Origin of the sequence: Pseudomonas sp. B21-015 (genome assembly GCF_024749285.1) — a bacterium.
Taxonomy (GTDB): Bacteria; Pseudomonadota; Gammaproteobacteria; order Pseudomonadales; family Pseudomonadaceae; genus Aquipseudomonas.
Genome location: NZ_CP087196.1, coordinates 6,521,663 through 6,542,174, shown reverse-complemented (window position 1 = coordinate 6,542,174; position 20,512 = coordinate 6,521,663). Strand labels below are relative to the sequence as shown.

At 61.8% G+C, this 20,512-nt stretch carries 16 protein-coding genes; 12 read left to right on the top strand and 4 right to left on the bottom strand.

Going from position 1 to position 20,512, the window contains the following annotated elements; all coding sequences use genetic code 11:
- Positions 1 to 3: 3 nt before the first annotated feature.
- Entirely contained in the window at positions 4 to 975 is a 972-nt protein-coding gene (gmd, locus tag LOY38_RS29950) for a GDP-mannose 4,6-dehydratase (RefSeq protein WP_258698296.1), read from the bottom strand.
- Positions 972 to 1,886, bottom strand: coding sequence for a GDP-mannose 4,6-dehydratase (locus tag LOY38_RS29945; protein ID WP_258698295.1), 915 nt, complete (start codon positions 1,884 to 1,886; stop codon positions 972 to 974). Before LOY38_RS29945 ends, gmd begins: the two co-directional genes overlap by 4 nt.
- Positions 1,887 to 2,317: 431 nt before the next feature.
- Between LOY38_RS29945 and LOY38_RS29940 the strand changes: the two genes are divergently transcribed.
- The 7 genes from LOY38_RS29940 (at position 2,318) to LOY38_RS29910 (ending at position 11,538) form a co-directional block, all read left to right on the top strand.
- Complete coding sequence (locus LOY38_RS29940) at positions 2,318 to 3,883, top strand: glycosyltransferase (protein WP_258698294.1); 1,566 nt, start codon at positions 2,318 to 2,320, stop codon at positions 3,881 to 3,883.
- A complete protein-coding gene (locus tag LOY38_RS29935; protein WP_258698293.1) occupies positions 3,877 to 5,181 on the top strand; it encodes a glycosyltransferase in 1,305 nt (434 codons plus the stop codon). Before LOY38_RS29940 ends, LOY38_RS29935 begins: the two co-directional genes overlap by 7 nt.
- A complete protein-coding gene (locus tag LOY38_RS29930) occupies positions 5,178 to 6,077 on the top strand; it encodes a bifunctional 2-polyprenyl-6-hydroxyphenol methylase/3-demethylubiquinol 3-O-methyltransferase UbiG (protein WP_258698292.1) in 900 nt (299 codons plus the stop codon). The genes LOY38_RS29935 and LOY38_RS29930 overlap by 4 nt, the downstream gene beginning before the upstream one ends.
- On the top strand, positions 6,074 to 7,228 hold the full coding sequence (locus tag LOY38_RS29925) for an acyltransferase (RefSeq protein WP_258698291.1): 1,155 nt from the start codon (positions 6,074 to 6,076) through the stop codon (positions 7,226 to 7,228). The genes LOY38_RS29930 and LOY38_RS29925 overlap by 4 nt, the downstream gene beginning before the upstream one ends.
- Positions 7,222 to 8,061, top strand: a complete 840-nt coding sequence (locus tag LOY38_RS29920; protein ID WP_258698290.1) for a class I SAM-dependent methyltransferase — start codon at positions 7,222 to 7,224, stop codon at positions 8,059 to 8,061. Before LOY38_RS29925 ends, LOY38_RS29920 begins: the two co-directional genes overlap by 7 nt.
- A gap of 161 nt (positions 8,062 to 8,222) precedes the next feature.
- On the top strand, positions 8,223 to 9,419 hold the full coding sequence (locus LOY38_RS29915; protein WP_258700822.1) for a DUF3142 domain-containing protein: 1,197 nt from the start codon (positions 8,223 to 8,225) through the stop codon (positions 9,417 to 9,419).
- Complete coding sequence (locus LOY38_RS29910) at positions 9,406 to 11,538, top strand: hypothetical protein (RefSeq protein ID WP_258698289.1); 2,133 nt, start codon at positions 9,406 to 9,408, stop codon at positions 11,536 to 11,538. Before LOY38_RS29915 ends, LOY38_RS29910 begins: the two co-directional genes overlap by 14 nt.
- 3 nt (positions 11,539 to 11,541) lie before the next feature.
- Here LOY38_RS29910 and LOY38_RS29905 read toward each other — a convergent pair whose 3' ends face one another.
- A complete protein-coding gene (locus LOY38_RS29905; protein ID WP_258698288.1) occupies positions 11,542 to 12,171 on the bottom strand; it encodes a LysE family translocator in 630 nt (209 codons plus the stop codon).
- A 145-nt stretch (positions 12,172 to 12,316) separates the two neighbouring features.
- On the opposite strand from LOY38_RS29905, the gene LOY38_RS29900 reads away from it, so the two are divergent.
- Positions 12,317 to 12,790 carry an Lrp/AsnC family transcriptional regulator gene (locus tag LOY38_RS29900; RefSeq protein WP_258698287.1) on the top strand — a complete coding sequence of 158 codons (474 nt, stop codon included), beginning with the start codon at positions 12,317 to 12,319 and terminating at the stop codon, positions 12,788 to 12,790.
- A 121-nt stretch (positions 12,791 to 12,911) separates the two neighbouring features.
- On the opposite strand, the gene lpdA is transcribed toward LOY38_RS29900, so the two are convergent.
- Positions 12,912 to 14,312 (bottom strand): dihydrolipoyl dehydrogenase, encoded by a 1,401-nt coding sequence (gene lpdA, locus LOY38_RS29895; protein WP_258698286.1) that lies wholly within the window; start codon positions 14,310 to 14,312, stop codon positions 12,912 to 12,914.
- Positions 14,313 to 14,519: 207 nt separating this feature from the next.
- On the opposite strand from lpdA, the gene hflK (LOY38_RS29890) reads away from it, so the two are divergent.
- The 4 genes from hflK (LOY38_RS29890) to LOY38_RS29875 are packed head-to-tail and all read left to right on the top strand — an operon-like array spanning position 14,520 to position 20,486.
- The gene (gene hflK / locus LOY38_RS29890) at positions 14,520 to 16,484 is read left to right on the top strand and encodes a protease modulator HflK (RefSeq protein ID WP_258700821.1); all 1,965 of its coding nucleotides are present in this window, start codon (positions 14,520 to 14,522) and stop codon (positions 16,482 to 16,484) included.
- A complete protein-coding gene (gene hflC / locus LOY38_RS29885) occupies positions 16,481 to 17,524 on the top strand; it encodes a protease modulator HflC (RefSeq protein ID WP_258698285.1) in 1,044 nt (347 codons plus the stop codon). The genes hflK (LOY38_RS29890) and hflC overlap by 4 nt, the downstream gene beginning before the upstream one ends.
- On the top strand, positions 17,521 to 18,579 hold the full coding sequence (gene hflK / locus LOY38_RS29880) for a protease modulator HflK (RefSeq protein WP_258698284.1): 1,059 nt from the start codon (positions 17,521 to 17,523) through the stop codon (positions 18,577 to 18,579). Before hflC ends, hflK (LOY38_RS29880) begins: the two co-directional genes overlap by 4 nt.
- The gene (locus tag LOY38_RS29875) at positions 18,576 to 20,486 is read left to right on the top strand and encodes a heavy metal translocating P-type ATPase (protein ID WP_258698283.1); all 1,911 of its coding nucleotides are present in this window, start codon (positions 18,576 to 18,578) and stop codon (positions 20,484 to 20,486) included. Before hflK (LOY38_RS29880) ends, LOY38_RS29875 begins: the two co-directional genes overlap by 4 nt.
- The last annotated feature ends 26 nt before the right edge of the window (positions 20,487 to 20,512 follow it).

The following is a 20,512-nucleotide window of genomic DNA, read 5'->3' as shown; positions in this document are numbered from 1 at the left end:
GACCTACTCCTTGGCAACCCGTTTCATGTCCGCATCCATCATCATGCGGATCAAGGTGTCCAGGTCGGTTTTTGGTTTCCAGCCCAGTACACGTCGGGCCTTGGCCGGGTTGCCGAGCAGGACGTCGACTTCGGCCGGGCGGAAGAAGGCCGGGTCAATCTTCACGTAATCGCGGTAATTGAGGCCGATGTGATCAAAGGCGATGCGACACATTTCGCGCACCGTGGTGGTCACGCCGGTGGCGACCACGTAATCGTCAGGCTTGTCCTGTTGCAGCATCAGCCACATGGCTTCGACGTAGTCGCCGGCGAACCCCCAATCACGTTTCGTGTCGATGTTGCCCAAGCGCAGTTCCTGCTGTTTGCCCTGCTTGATGCGGGCGGCGGCGTCGGTGACTTTGCGGGTCACGAACTCGATGCCGCGTAGCGGTGATTCGTGGTTGAACAGGATTCCGCTGCTGGCGTGCAGGTTGAAGCTTTCGCGGTAGTTCACGGTGATCCAGTGACCGTAGAGCTTGGCCACACCGTAAGGGCTGCGCGGGTAGAACGGTGTGTTTTCATCCTGCTGCTCGGCCTGAATCAAGCCGAACATTTCGCTGGTGGACGCTTGATAGAAACGGGTGTGCGGACTGAACTGGCGGATCGCTTCGAGCAGGTGAGTCACGCCCAGGCCGTCGACGATGCCGGTGCTCACCGGTTGATCCCAGGAGGCGGCGACAAAGCTTTGCGCGGCCAGGTTATAGACCTCGTCCGGCGCCGACTTGATCACCGCGCGCTGCACCGAGCAGGCATCGGCCATGTCGCCGTCCAGATAGACGATATCGCCCTCGATCCCCGTCTCGCGCAGCCGCCAACGCGAATCGCTGCTGCGCCGCGCCACCAGACCGTGGACCTTGTAACCCTTATCGAGCAACAGTTTTGCCAGATACGCGCCGTCCTGGCCGGTGATCCCTGTGATCAGTGCACTTTTTGTCATTCTTGTCGTACTCGCGTCTCCCAGTCGGACAGGATCGCCCGCAGGGATTGTTGTGTTGTGATGTCAGGCGTCCATCCTGTGGTCTGGGCGAGCTTGGCATGGCTGCCACAAACGCGACGCTGATCCGCGCGACGAAGACGCGCCGGATCCTGAATCAGTTGCATATCGACCTGAGCGAGGTCCCCCAGTTGTTCGATCAAACTGCGAATGCTCTGCTCGCGCCCCGAGCAAATGTTGTAGACCTGCCCCGGCGTGCCTTTTTCCAGTAACGCCAGGTAGGCCGACACCACGTCGCCCACATCGAGGAAGTCGCGGGTGACATCGATGTCGCCGACTTCCAGTTGTGGTGCTTGCAGGCCTTGCTTGATCCGGCTGATCTGCCGCGCGGCGCTGGCGATGACGAAGCTGTCCTTCTGCCCGGTACCGATGTGGTTGAACGGGCGGGCGACCAGCACCGGCCAGCTTTCGCTCAAACCCCATTGCAGGCTCAAGAACTCCGCCGACAGTTTGCTCACCGCATAAGGATTGCGCGGGCAGGGCGGTTGGAGTTCGGTGATGGGCAAATCTGTTTCGTTGACCTGGCCATAGACATCACCGGAGCTGACATACAGGAAGGTACCGTTGAAGCCGCGGGCCTTGAGGGCTTGAAGCAGGTTGAGGGTGCCCAGCAGGTTGATGTTCAGCGTGCGCGCCGGATCACGGAAGGCTTCGGGAACGAAGGTCTGGCCGGCCAGGTGAATGACCGCATCGGGCATCTCCGGCCATAGGCCTTCAAGGCTTTCTGGCTGTGCGAGATCGTACCGGGAAGGGGCAGGCAGCAGGTCCCATTCCGAGGCGTCAGTCTTCAGACGAGATTGGATGTGTTGCCCCACGAATCCACTCAGACCCGTCACGAACAGACGCTTTTTCAAGCAACGAAACCCCTTGATCATAAAACTTCGCCATTCCCTACAAGCTTGACGGAAATGCCTGACAGACCGGGTGGATTACTGGGTCGAAAGACAGGCGAAGTTCGTTGTTGTGGTTGTTTGGTCGCCAATCTGTGCCAATTGTGCAGCAATTTCAACAGCTCTCAGCGTGACTGGTCAGTTCTCGTTTTTGCCGTCCTATTTATTCTCGCCGGACGGTTCACGAACCCTTAATGGATGTGTTTAGAATGCCCCTCGTCACGATCGCCCGGGGTTCGGCAGGGTTGTCTGAAACTCCGCGAAACCTGACCACTAAAACAAGAACGTAGACGGGCACGAAGACGATGGACGAGGGCGGGCAAACGCCGACTCGATCCGTGGTTTCGCCGTCATAGAGTGAGGCTGCCGGGATGGCGGCCTCATCGTGGAATGCCATGAATTTCATTCTTTACTCGGACGTCAACGACAGCTCCATCAGCCAGAGCCTCGGTCGTCCCGAATACAGTTATTACTTCGTGCTCAAGGCTTATCGCCCGGTGCTCGAAAGCCTGGGGCGGGTGCATGTGGTGTCCTCCACCGCCGAGGTCGACCCCCTCTACAGGCAACTGCTTGCCGCCGGCGAAGACAGCCTGTTCCTGTCCTTCACCCCGCCGCAGAAAACCCCGAACGACCTTGAATGCCCGACGATCTGCGTGGTGGCCTGGGAGTTCGATTCGATTCCCGATGAGCAGTGGGACAACGATCCACGGCAGGACTGGACCCACATGCTGGCGCGCCAGGGCCGGGTGATCACGCTCTCCAGTCATACCGCCCGGGCGATCCGTCGGGCCATGGGCGAAGACTTTCCGGTGTTGGTCTTGCCGACTCCGTTGTGGGAAAACTTCGCGGCCATCCGTAGCCGACATACCAGTGTACCGGTCAATGCCGGTTCGACCCTCGACATCAAGGGCTGCATCTTCGATACCCGCACGCTCGAACTGTCCGCCGACTCGCTGATTCCACCGCCGTTGACCCCGGAGCAGCAGGCCGAACTCGATGCCTTGCGGCCGCCGCCGCTGACCCTGAGACGTCGCTTCGTCATCGCCAGGCACTACCTGCGCCTGTGGGTGCTGGACCTGGGCAAGGCGCAACAGGTACCGGTCCATCGCACACATTTTCTGAGCCAGTGGTACTGGGAAGGGATTCGCGATCTGCTGTCCGCTCCGGCTCACTCCAGGCTCGCAAAATACCTCCCGGCCATTGCCGGTCCGCAGTCGGTGCCGGTCCATGTACCGGCACCGGTGGACCTGCCGGACACGACGGAACAGGTTCAAACACAGGTCGATGGCGTGGTCTACGTCACCGTGTTCAACCCCAAGGACGGGCGCAAGAACTGGCATCAACTGATCAGCGCATTTTGCTGGGCATTCCGGGAAACCGAGGACGCCACGCTGGTGCTGAAGATTACCCAGAGCGATCTGTCGTCCTACTACGCCGAGCTGATGACCTTGCTGGCGCAGCTGTCGCCGTTCGCCTGTCGGGTGGTGGTGATGCACGGTTACCTGGACGATCCGCAATATGCCCGGCTCTATGAGGCGGCGAGTTATTACGTCAACGCCTCGCGCTGCGAGGGCCTGTGCCTGCCGCTGATGGAGTTCATGGCCAGCGGCAAACCGGTGATCGCCCCGGACCACACGGCCATGGAGGATTACATCGATGAGCGCGTGGCGTTTGTGGTCAAGTCCAGCGAAGAGCTGACCGTCTGGCCCCAGGACACCCGCATCATCTACCGTACCCTGCGTTATCGACCGGACTGGGGGTCGTTGAAAACGGCCTACGAAAACAGCTACCGGATCGCCAGGGAACAGCCGCTGGAGTACCAGCGCATGTCTCACGCCGCGGTCGGGCGCATGCACGATTACTGCGCCTTCGCCCCGGTGCAACAGCGCCTGGCGGACTTTTTCGAGCTGGCGCCGCACGTGCTGCCGGCAACGGCCGTGACGGATAACGCCTCATGCTGATCATCATTCATTCGGAAACCAACCAGCGCACCATTGCCCAGAACCTGGGCCGTTCGGAGTACAGCTACTACTTCGTGCTCAAGGAGTATCGGCCGGTGCTGGAGCGACTGGGTCGGGTGGTGGAAGTCAGCGACCCGCAAACCGAAGTCGATGCCCTGTACCTCGACTGCCTGGCCCGTGGCGAAGATTGCGTGTTCCTGTCGTTCTCGCCGCCCCATCGCACGCCTGTGCATTTCGCCTGTCCGACCCTGGCGGTGTTTGCCTGGGAATTCAGCACCATTCCCAACGAACCGTTCGCCGGCGAGCCGCGTAATGACTGGCGCACCGTGTTGCGTGCGTGCGGTGCGGCAATCACCCATTCCAGCTACACCGTCAATGCCGTGCGCGAAGCCATGGGCGCCGACTATCCGATCGTCGCGGTACCGGCGCCGGTGTGGGATCGCTTTGCCGAACGTGGTGCGCAATTGCAGCGTCAGCCATTGGCCTGCCAGGTGCGCTTGAAGATCAAAGGTTTGCTGGCCGACAGTCGTCAACTTGATCTGCGAGCCTTTGGGCCTGCGCATTTGCGTGCCGGCAAGGGCATCGACTTTCAGGCGCCCGTCCGTGAACAAGAGCTGGTGCTCGACGGTGTGATCTACACGTCGGTGTTCAACCCCGGCGACGGGCGCAAGAATTGGGAAGACATGCTCAGTGCCTTCTGCGTGACTTTCCGCGAAGTAGAAGACGCAACGCTGGTGCTCAAACTGACGCATCACGATGCCGAAGAAGCGCTGACCGATATCCTTCACCATTTGTACAAAAACCAGTCCTATCGCTGCCGCATCGTGCTGATTTACGGCTACCTCGCGGATGCGGACTACGAGCGTCTGGTGCAAGCAACCAGCTACGTGGTGAACACTTCTTACGGCGAGGGCCAGTGCCTGCCACTGATGGAATTCATGTCGTGCGGCAAACCGGCGGTGGCACCGCGCACCACGGCGATGATCGATTACCTGGACGCCGACAATGCTTTCCTCATCGACTCCACGGATGAGCTGACGGCCTGGCCCCATGACCCGCGCAAGGCGTTTCGCACCCTGCGTTACATCACCAGTTGGGCCTCGTTATGCACGGCCTATCGGGCCAGCTATGACGTGGCCCGGGACGACCCGCAACGCTATGCAAGGATGTCCACCCACGCGGTGGCCAGCCTGCAGAACTTCTGCAGCCAGGCAACCGCTGAACAGCGACTGAAAGGATTTTTGGCCCGGCTGTTCGAACCCTGCACTGCGTCCGCCGTGGAAACCCCCGAGGCATGATCCGCGCATTGATGAGTTGGCTGCGTCCGGCGACAAAACCCGAACCGGTGCCTGTGCCGGCACCGGTGGCGCAAGGCAGCGTGTCGCCGCGAGATGTCGGCTTGCACGACGCCATGCTCGACGGCTGGTTTTCGGGCGACAGCGGTGAACTGCTCAAGGGCTTTGCCATCACCGCGAACGACACCTTGCTGGATGTCGGTTGCGGCGAAGGCGTTGCGACGTTGTTTGCGGTGCGTCAGGGCGCGTCGGTGATTTTTACCGACAGTGAACACGACAAGGTCCGTGACCTGGCCCGGCAAGTGGAAGTGCAGACGGACAAGCCAGGACTGGGGCTGGTCAGCAATAGCCTGCCGTTGCCGCTGGCCGATGGTTGCGCGAGCAAAGTGGTGTGCATGGAAGTGCTCGAACACATCGACCGGCCCGAGCCGTTCATGGCCGAGCTGGTGCGCATGGGTCGTCCCGGTGCGCAGTATCTGCTCAGCGTGCCGGCACCGGTGGGCGAGCACTTGCAGCAGGGTATCGCGCCGGCCAGCTATTTCCAGTCACCCAATCACGTACAGATTTTTACCCCGGAACGCTTCGCCGCGCTGGTGGAGGGCGCCAGTCTGGTGATCGAACATCGCCAGGCCACCGGGTTTTTCTGGGTGATGGGCATGATCTTCTTCTGGGCCAGCGAGCGCGCGGCCGGGCGCGACCTGGGCGGCGCGGTGCGGGATCGGATTCAGGCGCCGTATCCGCCGCTGATGGAGAGCTGGGCGAAAACCTGGCAAGACCTGCTGGCGCAACCTGATGGCCTGGCGATCAAGCAGATGCTCGATCAGTTCATGCCCAAGAGCCAGGTGATCATTGCGCGCAAACCCATGACGAGCGGCTCAAAAGCCGGGACGCTGCCATGAGCAGTCGACGGATCCTCGATATCGAGTTGTTGCGCGGGATCGCCGTGCTTGGCGTGGTGGTGCATCACCTGCAAAGCGTGCCGTTTCCGGGGGGGCTGCCGGGCTTCGAGTCGGGCATGGACTACGGGCAACTCTGGTGGGGCGTGGATCTGTTTTTCGTCATCTCGGGGTTTGTGATTGCCCGTGGCCTGATTCCGCTGCTGCGTGGATGCCGGACACCGCAGGCCTTTTGGCAGGAAACCCGCGATTTCTGGGTTCGCCGGGCCTTTCGTCTGTTGCCATCCGCCTGGTTGTGGTTGCTGCTGATGTTGTCGGGTGCGCTGTTGTTCAACCAGTCGGGCGCCTTTGGCACGGTGCAGGCCAATCTGCAGGCGACGCTGGCTGGCTTTCTGCAGTTTGCCAATTTTCGGTTTGCCGAAAGTTTCATGAATTTCGAATACGGCGCCAGCTTCGTTTACTGGAGCCTGTCCCTTGAAGAACAGTTCTACCTGCTGCTGCCGTTACTGATCCTCGCTTGCCGCAAGCGCTTGATATGGGTGTTGCTGGCCTTGGTTGCCGTGCAGCTGTTTACCTGGCGCTCGGCCTTGTTGATGAGCATCAGGACCGACGCCCTGGCACTGGGCGTGTTGCTGGCGATGTGGAGCTCAAGGCCGAGTTATCTGGTTTGGGAGCCGCGGTTGTTGAGCCGCCGTTGGGCAGGCCCGTTGATGCTGATCGGTGTGGCGGCGGTGTTGAGCGTGATGGCGAGTCCACCGTTCAATCTGGCGAGTTACCGGACGGGAGCACTTGCCTTGCTGTGCGCGGTGCTGGTGTGGATCGCTTCCTACAATCGCGATTACCTGCTGCCCAAGGGCAAGCTCAAACAACTACTGGTGTGGTTGGGCGCCCGGTCCTATGGCATCTACCTGATTCACATCCCGGCGTTTTTTGCCGTGCGCGAAGGCTTGTTTCGTTTCGCGCCCGGCGGTTCGCAGGACGTGGCGACGCAGCCGGCACTGGCGCTGTTTTGCGCCCTGCCCCTGATCGTGCTGCTGAGCGAACTCAACTACCGATTCATCGAGCTACCCATGCGCAACCGGGGTGCCCGTCTGGTGCAACGCTTGCGTGCGTCCCGATCAGCCCTTCCATCCTCTGGAGCCACCTCATGCTGAGCCTTTTGAAGAAACTCACGGCGGGCACGCCCGCTGCCGCGCAGCCGCTGACGCCAGCACCATCGGTATCCGACAAGGTCGACCCGTACATGCTCGGTCTGCACGACGCGATGCTCAGTGGCTGGTTCAACCAGCAAACCGGCGAGCTGTTCACAGGTTTCCCGGTCAGCCCCGAGGACACGCTGTTGGACGTGGGCTGCGGCGACGGGGGCAACGTGCATTTTTGCGGCATGCGCGGCGCGAAGATCATCATTGCCGACATTGACGCGGCCAAGGTCGAAGCAACTCGTCAGCGCCTGAGCGACACGCCGGCGCGGGGCGTCGAGTGCCACGTCACGGACTGCAACCCGCTGCCGATTGCCGACGCGACCGCGACCCGGGTGGTGTCCACCGAAGTCATCGAACACGTCGACGATCCGGCGCAGTTCCTTGCCGAACTGGTGCGGGTCGGCAAGCCCGGGGCACTGTATTTGCTCAGTGTTCCGCACCCGAGTTCCGAAGACCTGCAAAAAGACATCGCCGCGCCTGAGTATTTCCAGAAGCCCAACCACATTCGCATCATCAGCGAAGAGCAGTTCAAGTCGATGGTCAGCGACGCTGGCCTGGAAGTCATCAGTCACAGCCAGTACGGGTTCTATTGGTCGATGTGGATGCTGTTGTTCTGGGAAGCCAAGGTCGATTTCAGCAACGCCGACCACCCGTTGCTCAACCATTGGGCCGACACCTGGCAGGCCGTTCTGTCCTCGCCACGGGGCGCGCAGATCAAACGGGCGCTGGACGCGGTCGTGGCGAAAAGTCAGGTGATCATTGCTCGCAAGCCGATGGCTGAGTAGGCTGCCGGGAATTCGTAATAGATCAATTGTGGCGAGGGAGCTTGCTCCCGCTGGGCTGCGAAGCAGCCCCTCATTTCATCAGACACACCACATTGGCTGCATTTTCGACTGCTGCGCAGCCGAGCGGGAGCAAGCTCCCTCGCCACAGAGGATGAGGGTTCATTGTGTTTTTCATTCGTCTGTCGGCCTTGCTTGCCGCATTGCTGTTGCTCAGCGGTTGCGAGCGACCGGACGCGCCACCGCTCGATCAGCAACTCTATGTCTGGCAGCGCCAATGGACGTCGGCCCATGACGCCGCGCTGCGCGACAGCCGCGCCGACTTCTCGAGCTTGCGCGTGCTGGCCTTGCAGGCATTTCCGCAGGCCGGTTGGAGCCGGGCGCGGATCGATCCGGCGCGGCTCAAGCGTGATGGTCGACCGCTGATTGCGGTGATTCGTCTGGATGGCCAGCTCAAGGGGCTGGATCAGGACGAGGTCACGGCGCAAATCCAGCAAGTGCTCAGTGATTGGCAAGGGCAGGGGCTGGTCCTCTCCGGTGTGGAAATCGACCACGATGCGGGTAACGCCCGGCTACCGGCCTACCGCGAATTTCTCACGCATTTGCGCGCCGACCTGCCGGCTTCCTTGCCGCTGAGCATCACCGCGTTGCCGGCCTGGCTCGACAGCCCTGAGTTGCCGGCGCTGCTGGCGACGGTCGACAGCAGCGTCTTGCAGGTGCATGCGGTGAGCGATCCACGGCGTGGGCTGTTCGACCCGGATCAGGCCCGACAGTGGGCCAAGGCCTGGAGCCGTATCACCTCGAAACCGTTTTATCTGGCGCTGCCGGCTTATGGCGTGGCGCTGTTGCCGGGGGCCGGTGGCGCGCCGGTTGTGGAAAGCGAAGTGCCCATCGAGCGGGGTGGCAAACGCCGGGAGTTGATGGCGGATCCACTGCAACTGAGCAAGCTCGGTGCCGAGTTGCGCGCCGATCCGCCGGCCCATCTGGCCGGGCTGATCTGGTTTCGCCTGCCCCTGGCCAATGATCGCCGGGCCTGGAGCCTGACGACGCTGGTTGCTGTGGCGCGTGGCGATACGCTCGACAGTCGCGTGGGGCTGAAGCTCTCGGCGCAGGACGGCCTCTACGACATCAGCGTCAGCAACCAAGGCAACCTTGACAGTGCCTGGCCCGAACGCCTGACGTTGGCGGTGCGGGGCTGCGAGGGTGCCGATGCGCTGGCCGGTTATGCGTTGCAACAGCGCCCGGATCTGCTTACCTTCACCCGCCTGCGCGACGGTCGAATCCCGGCCGGCGGGCAGCGCGCCATCGGTTGGGCACGCTGCGCAAATATTGATCAAGGAGGTTCGAATGTTCACCCGTAACTGGCCCCGCCATGTGCTTTGCCTGAGCCTCAGCCTGCCGTTGGGTTCGGTGCTGGCCTGCGGGCCGGACTTCCCCATGCGCCTGCTGGACAACCGTGACCAGTCGCTGGCGGAACTGCCGGAAGGCAACTTCAACCTTGAGATCAACCGCCTCGGGCATGCCATCGCGGGACTGAAAAATGTCACCGCAGCCACCAACATTCCCGGGGACGGTTATGGCGATGCGCCCGATTACACCGGTCAGCGCGACACCGCCGAACAGGCCGGTTTGACGCCCGAGCAACAAGCGCGGGTGAAACAGCTGCGCAGCCTGACCGATGCCCGTCAGGTAGAAGAGCAAGGCGCGAATCTGCCGACCGAGTTCACGTTCTATCTGGCTGGCGCGGTGGCGTTCAACGCCGGTGACCATGGTTTGGCCGCCGAATACTTTCAGAAAGTGCTGGCGCTGCCGGCGGATCAACGCCCGTTGCGCAGCACCTGGGCGGCTTATTCGTTGGGGCGGGCACTGTTCGCCATGAGTTCAGAAGCGGGTGCCGGCCCGGACCTGCTGGCTCAATCTCGAAAGGCCTTCGAGCAGACTCGTCAGTTGAGCATTGACGGCTTCAGCGACCCGTTGGAACTGGGTGTCGCCAGCCTCGGCGAAGAAGCGCGAGTGGCTCGCACCGCTGGCGACTGGAACAACGCCATCCAACTCTACGCCACGCAGAACCTCCACGGTTCGGCGGTGGGTTACACCTCGCTGAAGCTGTTGATGGCCGATCTGGCGGCGATGCCTGACGATCAACTGGCCGAGGTGCTCAAGGGCAAAGCGGTGCAGCAACTGGTGACGGCGTCGTTGATCAGTCGACTGGGCTGGTCATTCGGTGATCAACCGCCGAACGAACAGAAACTGATCAAACTGCTGCAAACCAGCACCCGTGGCAGTCTCGATAACGCAGATCGCCTGGCGGCAATGAATTATCAACAGGGCGATTACGCCAGCGCCAAAGCCTTCCTCGAACAGGCCGGTGACGGCGGCCTCGCGTGGTGGCTGCGGGCGAAACTGGCGTTGCGTGATGGCGACAAAAACGCTGCCGCGGCGGCCTATGCCAAGGCCGCCCAGGCCTTCCCGCAGAACGAATCCTGGGGCGAACGACGGACTCCGGACTGGGATTACGAAACGCTCCAGCCCAAGTGCCGGGTCGAGGGTGAAAGCGCGATCCTGGCCCTGCAACGCGGGGATTATCTGCAAGCCTTCGATCAACTCTATCGCAGCCAAGGCATCTACTGGTTCGACGCGGCTACGGTTGCCGAGCGGGTGCTGACCCTCGATGAGCTCAAGCAGTACGTCGACACTCAGGTGCCGGCACCGCCAGCGCTCAGCCAGCAGGATCGCGACAATTATGTGCCGTTGCCAGTGGCCGCGAGCCTGCGCAATCTGCTGGGGCGGCGCCTGTTGCGTGAAGGGCGTTATGACGAAGCACCGGCTTACTTCGACAACGTCGATCTGCAGAACAAGGCCAAGGCGTATGGACAGTTGCGTCAGGAGGCGGACGCTGCCTGGTGGCCGACCAAACGTGCCGCGGCGTTGTTCAATGCGGCTTTGACGGCACGCCAATGGGGAATGGAGATTCTTGGCTACGAGATGGCACCGGATTACGCCACGTTCGGCGGTAATTACAGCCTTGAGAGCCGCGAGCTCGAGGTCGGTCCGTTAGTGGCTGAAGATGAAGTCCAGCGTCAGCAAGCCAGCGCCGCTCAACCCGATCAGCGCTATCACTATCGTTATATCGCAACGGCTTTGGCCAGTCGTGCTGCCGATAATCTGCCTCATACCAGCCAGGCTTTTGCGGCAGTGTTGTGTGCGGCGGCGGGGTGGAACACCAGCCTTGAAGAGGAAAGTGCCTTCTATCAACGGTATGTAAAAGAAGGGCCGTACGTGGATTGGGCGGTGAACTTCGGTCACCAATGCCCTTATCCCGACTTTCAGAACGCCAGCAAACGTTATGTAACCCAGGCCACCGATGCTACGCGTTCGATGTTGCGGCCTTACAAGAAGCCGGTGCAGGTAGGCGCTATTGTGGCGATCACGGCGGCGGCGTTGCTGCTGATCAGTCGCCGTCGTCGTAAAGCGCGGTAACGCTCAAGCCTGTTGCACAAAGGTCAGCCGCACCGCGAAGCCGATCAGCAGGCTGCCGAACAACCACTGCTGTACCCGCTGGGCCGATGGACTGCGTTGCAGCCAACGGCCCAGTGCGGCGCCGACCAGCGCATAAGCACTGTCGAACAACAACCCGACGCCGACCAGCATCATGCCCAGCGTTGCAAATTGCCCGAGTACTGGTCCGGCGTGAGGCTCAATGAACTGCGGCAGCAGCACCGAGCAGAACAACAGTGCCTTGGGGTTGAGCAGGTTGGTTAGCAAACCGCGGTGGATCGCCTCGCGCCAATGCGGTTTTTCAGTCGTGGCGCCTGCACCGTTCAAGCTCGGCAGCATCGTGGTGCGCAGGCACTGAATGCCGATCCACAGCAGGTACGCGGCCCCGGCCAGGCGCACCACATCAAAAGTCCAGGGGGCCGTCTTGAACAACGCCGCCAAACCCAACGCCGCCAAGGCCACATGACAACCGCGTGCCACGCCCAGCCCCAACGCCGTGGCCAGCGCCGCGCCTTTGCCCTGACGCGCGCCGGTCTGCAACAGCAGAATCATATCCGGGCCGGGCAATAGGTAAACCACTGTCAACGCCACGAAAAACAGCCAGAGTTCTGCCACGTTGCACCCCGTTCGTTGTCGATTTGGTGAGGTCAGTCTACGGCCGAGGGGCAGGGCAGGTGGTTGCGTAGTCAGCTTCTAAAGCTTAAATATTTGGCATAACCTGCCACTTTGTGATGATCGAACAGTCAGGATCTGCCAAGCCATGAAACTGGACGCCTACGACCGCAAGATTCTCGCGGCACTGCAACGGGACGGACGCCTGAGCAACGTGCAATTGGCCGACGAGATCGGCCTGTCCGCCTCGCCCTGTTTGCGTCGAGTACGGATGCTGGAAGAGGCGGGCGTGATTCGCGGCTATCAGGCCAATCTGGATCGGGATGAAGTGGGCCTTGGGCTGACGGTGTTTGTCGGGGTCAAGGTCGAACGGCATAACGATGAACAGGCCGAAGCCTTTCGCCTGGCCGTGACGACATTGCCTGAGGTGATTTCGGCGTTCCTGGTGTCAGGGGAGTCTGATTTTCTGTTGCAAGTGGTGGTGCCGGATTTACGCGCCTATGACCGGTTTCTCACCGGGCGACTGCTGAAATTGCCGGGTGTGAGCGACATTCGCAGCAACTTTGCGATTCACACGGTGAAGACGCCAGGGGCACTGCCGTTGGAGCATTTGCCGCTTTAGACCGAGTCGACTGCATCGCGAGCAGGCTCGCTCCCACATTGGTTTTGTGAACGCCACAGATCAAATGTGGGAGCGAGCCTGCTCGCGATAGCGGTAGTTCAGTCTCCATCGACCTCCAGGCTTACATCTGCGTCGCCATCCCCTCCACATCCATTGCCGCTTGGCGCAGGGCTTCGGAGCGGGTCGGGTGGGGATGACAGGTCAGGGCGATGTCTTCAGCCGAGGCGCTGAATTCCATGGCCACGCAATATTCGCCAATCATTTCGCTGACGCTCGGGCCCACAAGGTGCACGCCGAGGACTTCGTCGGTGCGTTCATCGGCCAGTACCTTGGCGAAGCCTTCAGTCTCGTGGTTGATCTTCGCCCGGCTGTTGGCGGTGAAGGGGAACTTGCCGACTTTGTAGGCGCGACCTTCGGCCTTGAGTTGTTCTTCGGTCTTGCCGACGCTGGCCAGCTCCGGCTTGGTGTAGATCACGCTGGGAATCAAGTCGTAATTGACCTCGCCGGCCTTGCCGACGATCTGCTCGATGCAGGCCATGGCTTCGTCTTCGGCCTTGTGGGCGAGCATCGGCCCCGATGTGACGTCACCGATCACCCAGACGCCCGTGGCTTCCGTGCGGTGGCCCTTATTGGTGAGCATGCCGCGTTTATCCGTGGCGAGACCGACGTTTTCCAGTCCCAGGCCTTGGGTATAAGGACGACGACCAATAGCCACCAGCACGTAATCGGCTTCAAGCAACTCGGCGGTGCCACCCGCGGCTGGTTCGACGCTGAGCTGAACACCGCTCGTCGACGTCGTGGCGCTGGTGACTTTCGAACTCAACTTGAAGTTGATGCCTTGCTTGCTCAATGAACGCTGAAGGGTCTTGCCCGCCTCGCCATCCACCCCGGGGCAGATCCGGTCGAGAAATTCGACCACCGTCACCTGAGCGCCCAGGCGCCGCCATACCGAGCCCAGCTCCAGGCCGATCACTCCGGCACCGATCACCACCAGGTGCTTCGGCACTTCGCCCAGCGACAACGCGCCCGTGGAGTCGAGGATGCGTTTGTTGTCGATGTCGACGCCCGGCAGGGGAGTGGGTTCGGAACCGGTGGCGATGATGATGTCTTTGGCACTCAGCTGGGTCTTGCCACCGTGGCTGTCGGTCACCGTGACCTTGCCCGGCCCGTCGATGTGGCCCCACCCCTTGATCCAGTCGACCTTGTTTTTGCGAAACAGAAACTCGATGCCCTTGGTCAGCCCGGTGACGCTTTCATCCTTCTGTTTCATCATCTGAGCCAGGTTGAGCACAGGTTTTACCTCAATCCCGAGGTTGGCGAATTCCGCCCCCATGGCCGCGTCGTAGAGTTCGGAGGCATGCAGCAGGGCTTTGGACGGCATGCAGCCGACATTCAGGCAGGTCCCGCCCAGAGTGGCGCGGCCTTCCACGCACGCGGCTTTCAAACCCAGCTGGCCGGCGCGGATCGCTGCGTTATAACCGCCGGGGCCTGCGCCCAGAATCACGACGTCATAGGTGCTCATAGTGGTACTCCTGGTGAAAGGGTGCAGGATCGATAAAAGTAGTCTTCGAAAAAATTACGAACGTAATATGTGCGTTTTGAGCCATTTCGGTCAAGGCTTCAGCTTGGCGACAGGTTTAGCGCTTTTAGATAGAACGATTCAGGACGAAAATTTCACCATTTTCGTTATATCGTAACGAATTGTGATGTGAGCAATGACTGGGGTGGTATGCAAGTCGATCTCGATGGCGATGGAGCACAGATAGCAGGGCTGCCGCGCTTTCAGCAGGCGGTCGTTCAAGGACGTCGATTGCGCCAATGGGCAATCGGTTTGGGTGCCTTGGCGGCGGCAGGGCTGGTGTTGGCGTTTTTTGTCGGCCTGTTTGCACCGCAGTCGCTCTGGCCAGCGTTATTGGTCAATCAGAGCGCCGGTTTGCTGGTGCTGGTCGCCGGTTTGCAATCGGCCTGGTGGGTGACGCAGTGGCGTGCACGGGTGATGAATCCAGCGGTGTTGGTGCCGGTGGCTGTGGCCGAGGACGTCGTTGCCGCCGAAGGCTGGTACGAGCGGTTGCTGGAGCGCATCAGTCAGCGTTGGCTGCGCTTGCTGGGGCAGATCGGTGCACCGACGCTCTGGCTTGGCGGCTGGGCGTTGTTGACGTTGTACAGCATCGAGCAAGTCTGGAGCCTGGCCCTGCCGCCCGCTATGTTGGGAAGCGCGGCTAGTGTCGGCGCCGCGCTGTCGTTGCTGCTGGCGTTCGGTTTGTTGGTGCTGGAGCGGCAACTGGCCCAGGAAAACGTCGCCCAATGGCCCGAGGCCGGGTCGTTGGCGCAGCTGACGCGGGTTGCAATTATTGGCCTGGTGCTCAGCGCCCTGTGTTTATTGTTCGGCAGTGAAACGTCAGTCTGGCCAGTGCGTCTGGCGGTGCTGATCGGCTTGTTGCCGGGGCTGGTCGCCGTTGAGCTGTTGCTGCGCGCCGTGTTGTCGCTGTTCAGTCCTCGTCGTGAACAACTGGAACCGGCCTTGCTGGCGCGAAGCTTTGTCGCCGACATGCTGCGCTGGCCGCCGCAACCCCTGCTCGCATTGCAGCACGAAATACACAATCGCTTCGGTATCGATCTGCGGCAGATCTGGGCCTTCACCTACATGCGCCGCGCTTTTTTGCCGGTGCTTGCGGTGGTGGCGACCGTCGGTTGGTCGCTCACCGGTATTCATGAAATACCGCTACAAGGGCGGGGCATCTACGAACGTTTCGGCAAACCGGTGGAAGTGTTCGGCCCCGGTTTGCGCACCGGTTTGCCGTGGCCGCTGGGCCGGGTGCTGAGCGTCGAAAACGGTGTGGTCCACGAGTTGGCCACCAGCGTGGGCGAAACGTCGGCCCCGGTCGAGGCCGAACCTGCCGACGGCCCGGCACCGGCGATTGCCAATCGCTTGTGGGACGCCAGCCATGTGAATGACAAATCCCAGGTCATTGCCAGCAGCCGTGCCGACAAACAGAGCTTCCAGATCGTCAACATGGACGTGCGCTTCGTCTATCGCATTGGTCTGAGCGATCAGGCGGCGCTGGCCGCGACGTATAACAGCGCCGACGTGCCGACGCTGATCCGCAGCACCGCCAGCCGAATTCTGGTTCATGACTTCGCCTCAAGAACCCTCGACGGTTTGCTCGGCGAGGACAGGGTAGGGCTCGCCGAAGAGATCGGTCGCGCCGTGCAGGCGGACCTGCAAAAACTCGACAGCGGCGTGGAAATTCTCGCCACGGTGGTCGAGGCCATTCACCCGCCAGCGGGGGCGGCTAACGCTTATCACGGCGTGCAAGCGGCGCAGATTGGCGCCCAGGCATTGATCTCCCGCGAGCGCGGTGCAGCGGCGGAGGCGACCAACCAAGCGCAATTACAGGCCAGTATCGCTCGTGATCAAGCCACGGCCAGTGCTCATGAAATCAACTCGGCCGCTCAGGCCGCCGACCTGAAATTTGCCGCCGAGCGAAAGGCTTATTCCAGCGCCGGCCAAGCCTTCGTGCTAGAGCAATACCTCAGCCAACTGACCCAGGGTTTGGCCAACGCCAAGCTGCTGGTTCTCGATCATCGTCTGGGTGGCAGCAGCAATGCGCCGACCATCGACCTACGTACATTCACGCTGCCGGCTGACCTTGCGCCGCCGCGTAATACCGCTCAGCCAGGAGCCGCCCATTGAGCCAGTCGACGCCTACTCACGATCACGATGACCACGCCGGCCACGATCACGGCCATGGCGGGCATCACCACGGTCATCATCACCACCACCACGGTGATCCACACGAAGCTGGCCCATTCCCGTGGCGGCGGATGGGCTGGGCAGCGCTGCTGGTGGCGTTTGCCATTGCGGCGGCGAGCCTGGTGCAAGTGCGCTCGGGAGAGGCCACGGTGATTACGCGCTTCGGCAATCCATCGCGGGTGTTGCTGGAGCCGGGTCTTGGCTGGCGCTGGCCAGCACCGTTCGAGGCGGCGATCCCGGTGGATCTGCGGCTGCGTACCACCTCCAGCGGTTTGCAGGATGTGGGCACGCGCGATGGTCTGCGCATCATCGTGCAAGCCTACGTGGCCTGGCAGGTGCAGGGTGATCCGGACAACGTGCAACGCTTCATGCGCGCCGTACAGAACCAGCCGGACGAAGCGGCGCGGCAGATTCGTACCTTTGTCGGCTCGGCGCTGGAAACCACCGCCAGCAGTTTCGATCTGGCCAATCTGGTGAACACCGACGCCAACCAAGTGCACATCGCCGACTTCGAAGCACAGCTGCGTCAGCAGATCGATCAGCAGTTGCTCACCACCTATGGCGTGCGAGTGTTGCAAGTCGGCATTGAGCGTTTGACCCTGCCGTCGGTGACACTCACCGCGACCGTCGATCGTATGCGCGCCGAGCGTGAAACAATCGCCACTGAACGCACGGCCATTGGTAAACGGGAAGCCGCGCAAATTCGCTCCGCGGCCGAGCGTGATGCGCGAATCGTGCAAGCCGATGCGACGGTGAAAGCCGCGGACATCGAAGCCCAATCCCGCGTCGAAGCCGCGCAGATTTACGGCCGGGCCTACGCCGGTTCACCGCAGCTCTACAATTTGCTGCGGTCCCTCGACACCTTGGGCACCATCGTCACGCCGGGCACTAAATTGATTTTACGTACCGATGCCGCGCCGTTCCGGGTATTGGTTGACGGCCCGCCGACCCTCGATAACAAGTCCGGGTCGCAGCCATGAGTTTGGTTCCACGTGGAACAAATGAGTTGAGCAGCTCCTGGATTCAGGCCGGGCGCTTGGCTTTTCTGGCGCTTTACGCCGTGACTGTGCTGGCTGCGTTGGCATGGGCATTTTCCAATGTGCGGCAAATCGACCCGCAAAATCGTGCCGTGGTGTTGCACTTCGGCGCGCTGGATCGCATTCAAAATGCCGGGTTGCTGTTGGCATGGCCGCGCCCGTTTGAGCAGGTGATCTTGTTGCCGGCAGCGGATCGAGTGATTGAGCGTCGGGTGGAAAATCTTCTACGCACCGATGCCGCGTTGCAGGCTGATCGAGTGGCGAGCTTCGCCACGCCCATCAGCGATGCACTCGCTGGCTCCGGTTATCTGCTGACCGGGGATGCGGGCGTGGTGCAGCTGGATGTGCGGGTGTTCTACAAAGTCACCGAACCCTATGCCTTCGTTCTTCAGGGCGAGCATGTGCTGCCGGCGCTGGATCGGCTGGTCACGCGCAGTGCCGTGGCGCTCACCGCTGCGCGAGATCTGGACACCATTCTGGTGGCTCGACCAGAACTGATCGGCACCGACAATCAGGCCGCCGAACGTCGCGAACGCCTACGTGGCGACATGGTGCGAGGCATCAATCAACGCCTGGCCGAACTGACGGCGACCGGGCAGGGCTTGGGTATCGAAGTGGCGCGGGTCGATGTGCAGTCGAGTTTGCCCGGCCCGGCGGTGAGCGCTTTCAACGCCGTGTTAACCGCCAGCCAGCAGGCCGACAAAGCCGTGGCCAACGCGCGCACGGAAGCCGAGAAACTGACTCAGAGTGCCAACGAACAAGCCGACCGCACGCTGCAAGTGGCTCATGCCCAGGCCAGCGAACGATTGGCAAAAGCCTCTGCCGACACCGCCACGGTACTGAGTTTGGCCAAGACGCAACAGCAGGGCACCGACCCGCAGATGCTGCTGCGTATTTACCGTGAGCGGATGCCGAAGATTCTCGGGCAGGCCGGCTCGGTGACGACGGTCGATCCGAAAGACGATTCGCGCCTGATCATCCAGGGAGCTGCGCAATGACTGCCCATACCGCCGCCGCGCCGAGCATGTTGTCCTCGGCTGAACAACGTAGCGCCGCGCGCCAGTTGACTCTGGCGATGCTTGCACTTGGGTTGCTTGCGCTGGGCCTGATCTGGCGCTGGTTGTCGCCGGAGCAGACCGGGGTCAGCCAATTGCTGCTGGGTTTTGCCTCCTTGCTGGTCGCCGTGCCGGTGATGCGCTCGGCGTGGTACAGCCTGCGTTATCCGAGCCTGCACGGGATCACCGATCAGTTGATCGCCCTGGCCATGCTCGGCGCCTGGGCCACAGGCGATCTGCTCACCGCGGCGCTGCTGCCGATCATCATGATCTTCGGCCATGTGCTGGAGGAGCGCAGTGTGATCGGTTCCCAGGAAGCGATTCATGCCCTCGGCAAACTGACGCGCAGCCATGCGCGCAAGATTCAGGCTGACGGCTCCGTCGTCGAAGTCGACAACGGCACACTCAAGGCCGGCGACCTCGTAGAGGTGCGTGCCGGTGATCGCGTGCCGGCCGATGGCCGGGTATTGTCCGGCCAGGCGAGCCTCGACACCGCATCGATCACCGGTGAGTCGGTGCCAATAGAGGCCGTTGTGGGCATGCCGGTGTTCGGCGGGGCGATCAACCTCGATGGCCTGCTGCGCATTGAAGTGACCCGCACGGGGCACGAATCGACGCTGGGTAAAGTCATCGCGCTGATGCAAAGTGCCGAACGTTCCAAGCCACCCATCACACGTTTGCTCGAACGCTATGCCGGCAGCTACATGGTGCTGGTGTTGCTGCTGGCTGCCGTGACCTGGTTCGTCACCAACGATGCCCAGGCGATGCTCGCGGTGTTGGTGGCCGCTTGTCCTTGCGCGCTGGTGTTATCGGCGCCGGCCACGGCCATTGCCGGGGTGGCGGTGGCGGCCCGGCACGGGATTCTGATTCGCAGCTCGGCGTTCCTCGAAGAGTTGGCTGACCTGACGTCGTTGGTGGTCGACAAGACCGGAACCCTGACCTTCGGCACCTTGCGTCTGCAATCGATCGACAGTCCGCTGGAGGATCGCAGTCACGTACTGAAACTCGCCGCCAGCCTTGGTTCCGCCAGTAGCCACCCGGTCAGCCGCGCGTTGGCCGGGTTGGTCACGCAGGAACACTTTCTGCTGCTCTCCGACATTCATGAGCGTCAGGGGCTGGGCGTCGTGGCGATGACCGAGCAGGGCGAGGCGGCCCTCGGTCGTCCGGAGCTGTTCGCGCAATTGGGCATCGCCACTTCAACTGTTCCCGAACACGATGGCCCGATTGCCGGGCTGGCACTCGACGGCGAATTTCTCGCCTGGCTGTTGCTCGCCGACAGCGTCAAACCCGAGGCGCGGTTTGCCCTGAGCGAGTTGCGAGAACTGGGCCTGGGTCGTCAGTTGTTGCTCACCGGGGATCGACAAAGCGTGGCACACACGCTGGCCCGGGATGTGGGGATCAGTGATGTCGAAGCCCAGGCCTTGCCCGAGGACAAACTCAATCGCGTGTTGAAAGAGATCGGCAGCGGTTTCCGGCCGATGGTCGTGGGAGACGGCATCAACGATTCCCTGGCGCTCAAGGCCGGTGTGGTCGGCGTGGCGATGGGGGCGGGCGGCGCGGACATCGCGCTGGCTTCGGCCGATATCGTACTGATCGGCAGCGACCTGCGCCGGCTCGGAACCTGCGTGCGCTTGAGTCGCCAATGTCGGCAAACCTTGCAGGTGAACGTGATTATCGGTCTGGGCTGGACGCTGGCCATCGTCGCGTTCGCCGCATTTGGCTGGCTCGGCGCGGCAGGGGCGATGATTGCTGCCCTGTTGCATAACTTGAGCACGCTATTAGTGCTCGGTAATGCCGGGCGTTTGCTACGCTTTCAGGAACCCCTACTCAAGCTTAAGGATGAGGTGTGAGCATCTACAACTGTTCAGGACTGTGT

Coding starts and splice junctions, on each gene's coding strand:
- gmd (WP_258698296.1), bottom strand. CDS start 975: ATGACAAAAAGTGCACTGATCACAGGGATCACCGGCCAGGACGGCGCG.
- LOY38_RS29940 (WP_258698294.1), top strand. CDS start 2,318: ATGAATTTCATTCTTTACTCGGACGTCAACGACAGCTCCATCAGCCAG.
- LOY38_RS29935 (WP_258698293.1), top strand. CDS start 3,877: ATGCTGATCATCATTCATTCGGAAACCAACCAGCGCACCATTGCCCAG.
- LOY38_RS29930 (WP_258698292.1), top strand. CDS start 5,178: ATGATCCGCGCATTGATGAGTTGGCTGCGTCCGGCGACAAAACCCGAA.
- LOY38_RS29925 (WP_258698291.1), top strand. CDS start 6,074: ATGAGCAGTCGACGGATCCTCGATATCGAGTTGTTGCGCGGGATCGCC.
- LOY38_RS29920 (WP_258698290.1), top strand. CDS start 7,222: ATGCTGAGCCTTTTGAAGAAACTCACGGCGGGCACGCCCGCTGCCGCG.
- LOY38_RS29910 (WP_258698289.1), top strand. CDS start 9,406: ATGTTCACCCGTAACTGGCCCCGCCATGTGCTTTGCCTGAGCCTCAGC.
- LOY38_RS29900 (WP_258698287.1), top strand. CDS start 12,317: ATGAAACTGGACGCCTACGACCGCAAGATTCTCGCGGCACTGCAACGG.
- lpdA (WP_258698286.1), bottom strand. CDS start 14,312: ATGAGCACCTATGACGTCGTGATTCTGGGCGCAGGCCCCGGCGGTTAT.
- hflK (WP_258700821.1), top strand. CDS start 14,520: ATGCAAGTCGATCTCGATGGCGATGGAGCACAGATAGCAGGGCTGCCG.
- hflK (WP_258698284.1), top strand. CDS start 17,521: ATGAGTTTGGTTCCACGTGGAACAAATGAGTTGAGCAGCTCCTGGATT.
- LOY38_RS29875 (WP_258698283.1), top strand. CDS start 18,576: ATGACTGCCCATACCGCCGCCGCGCCGAGCATGTTGTCCTCGGCTGAA.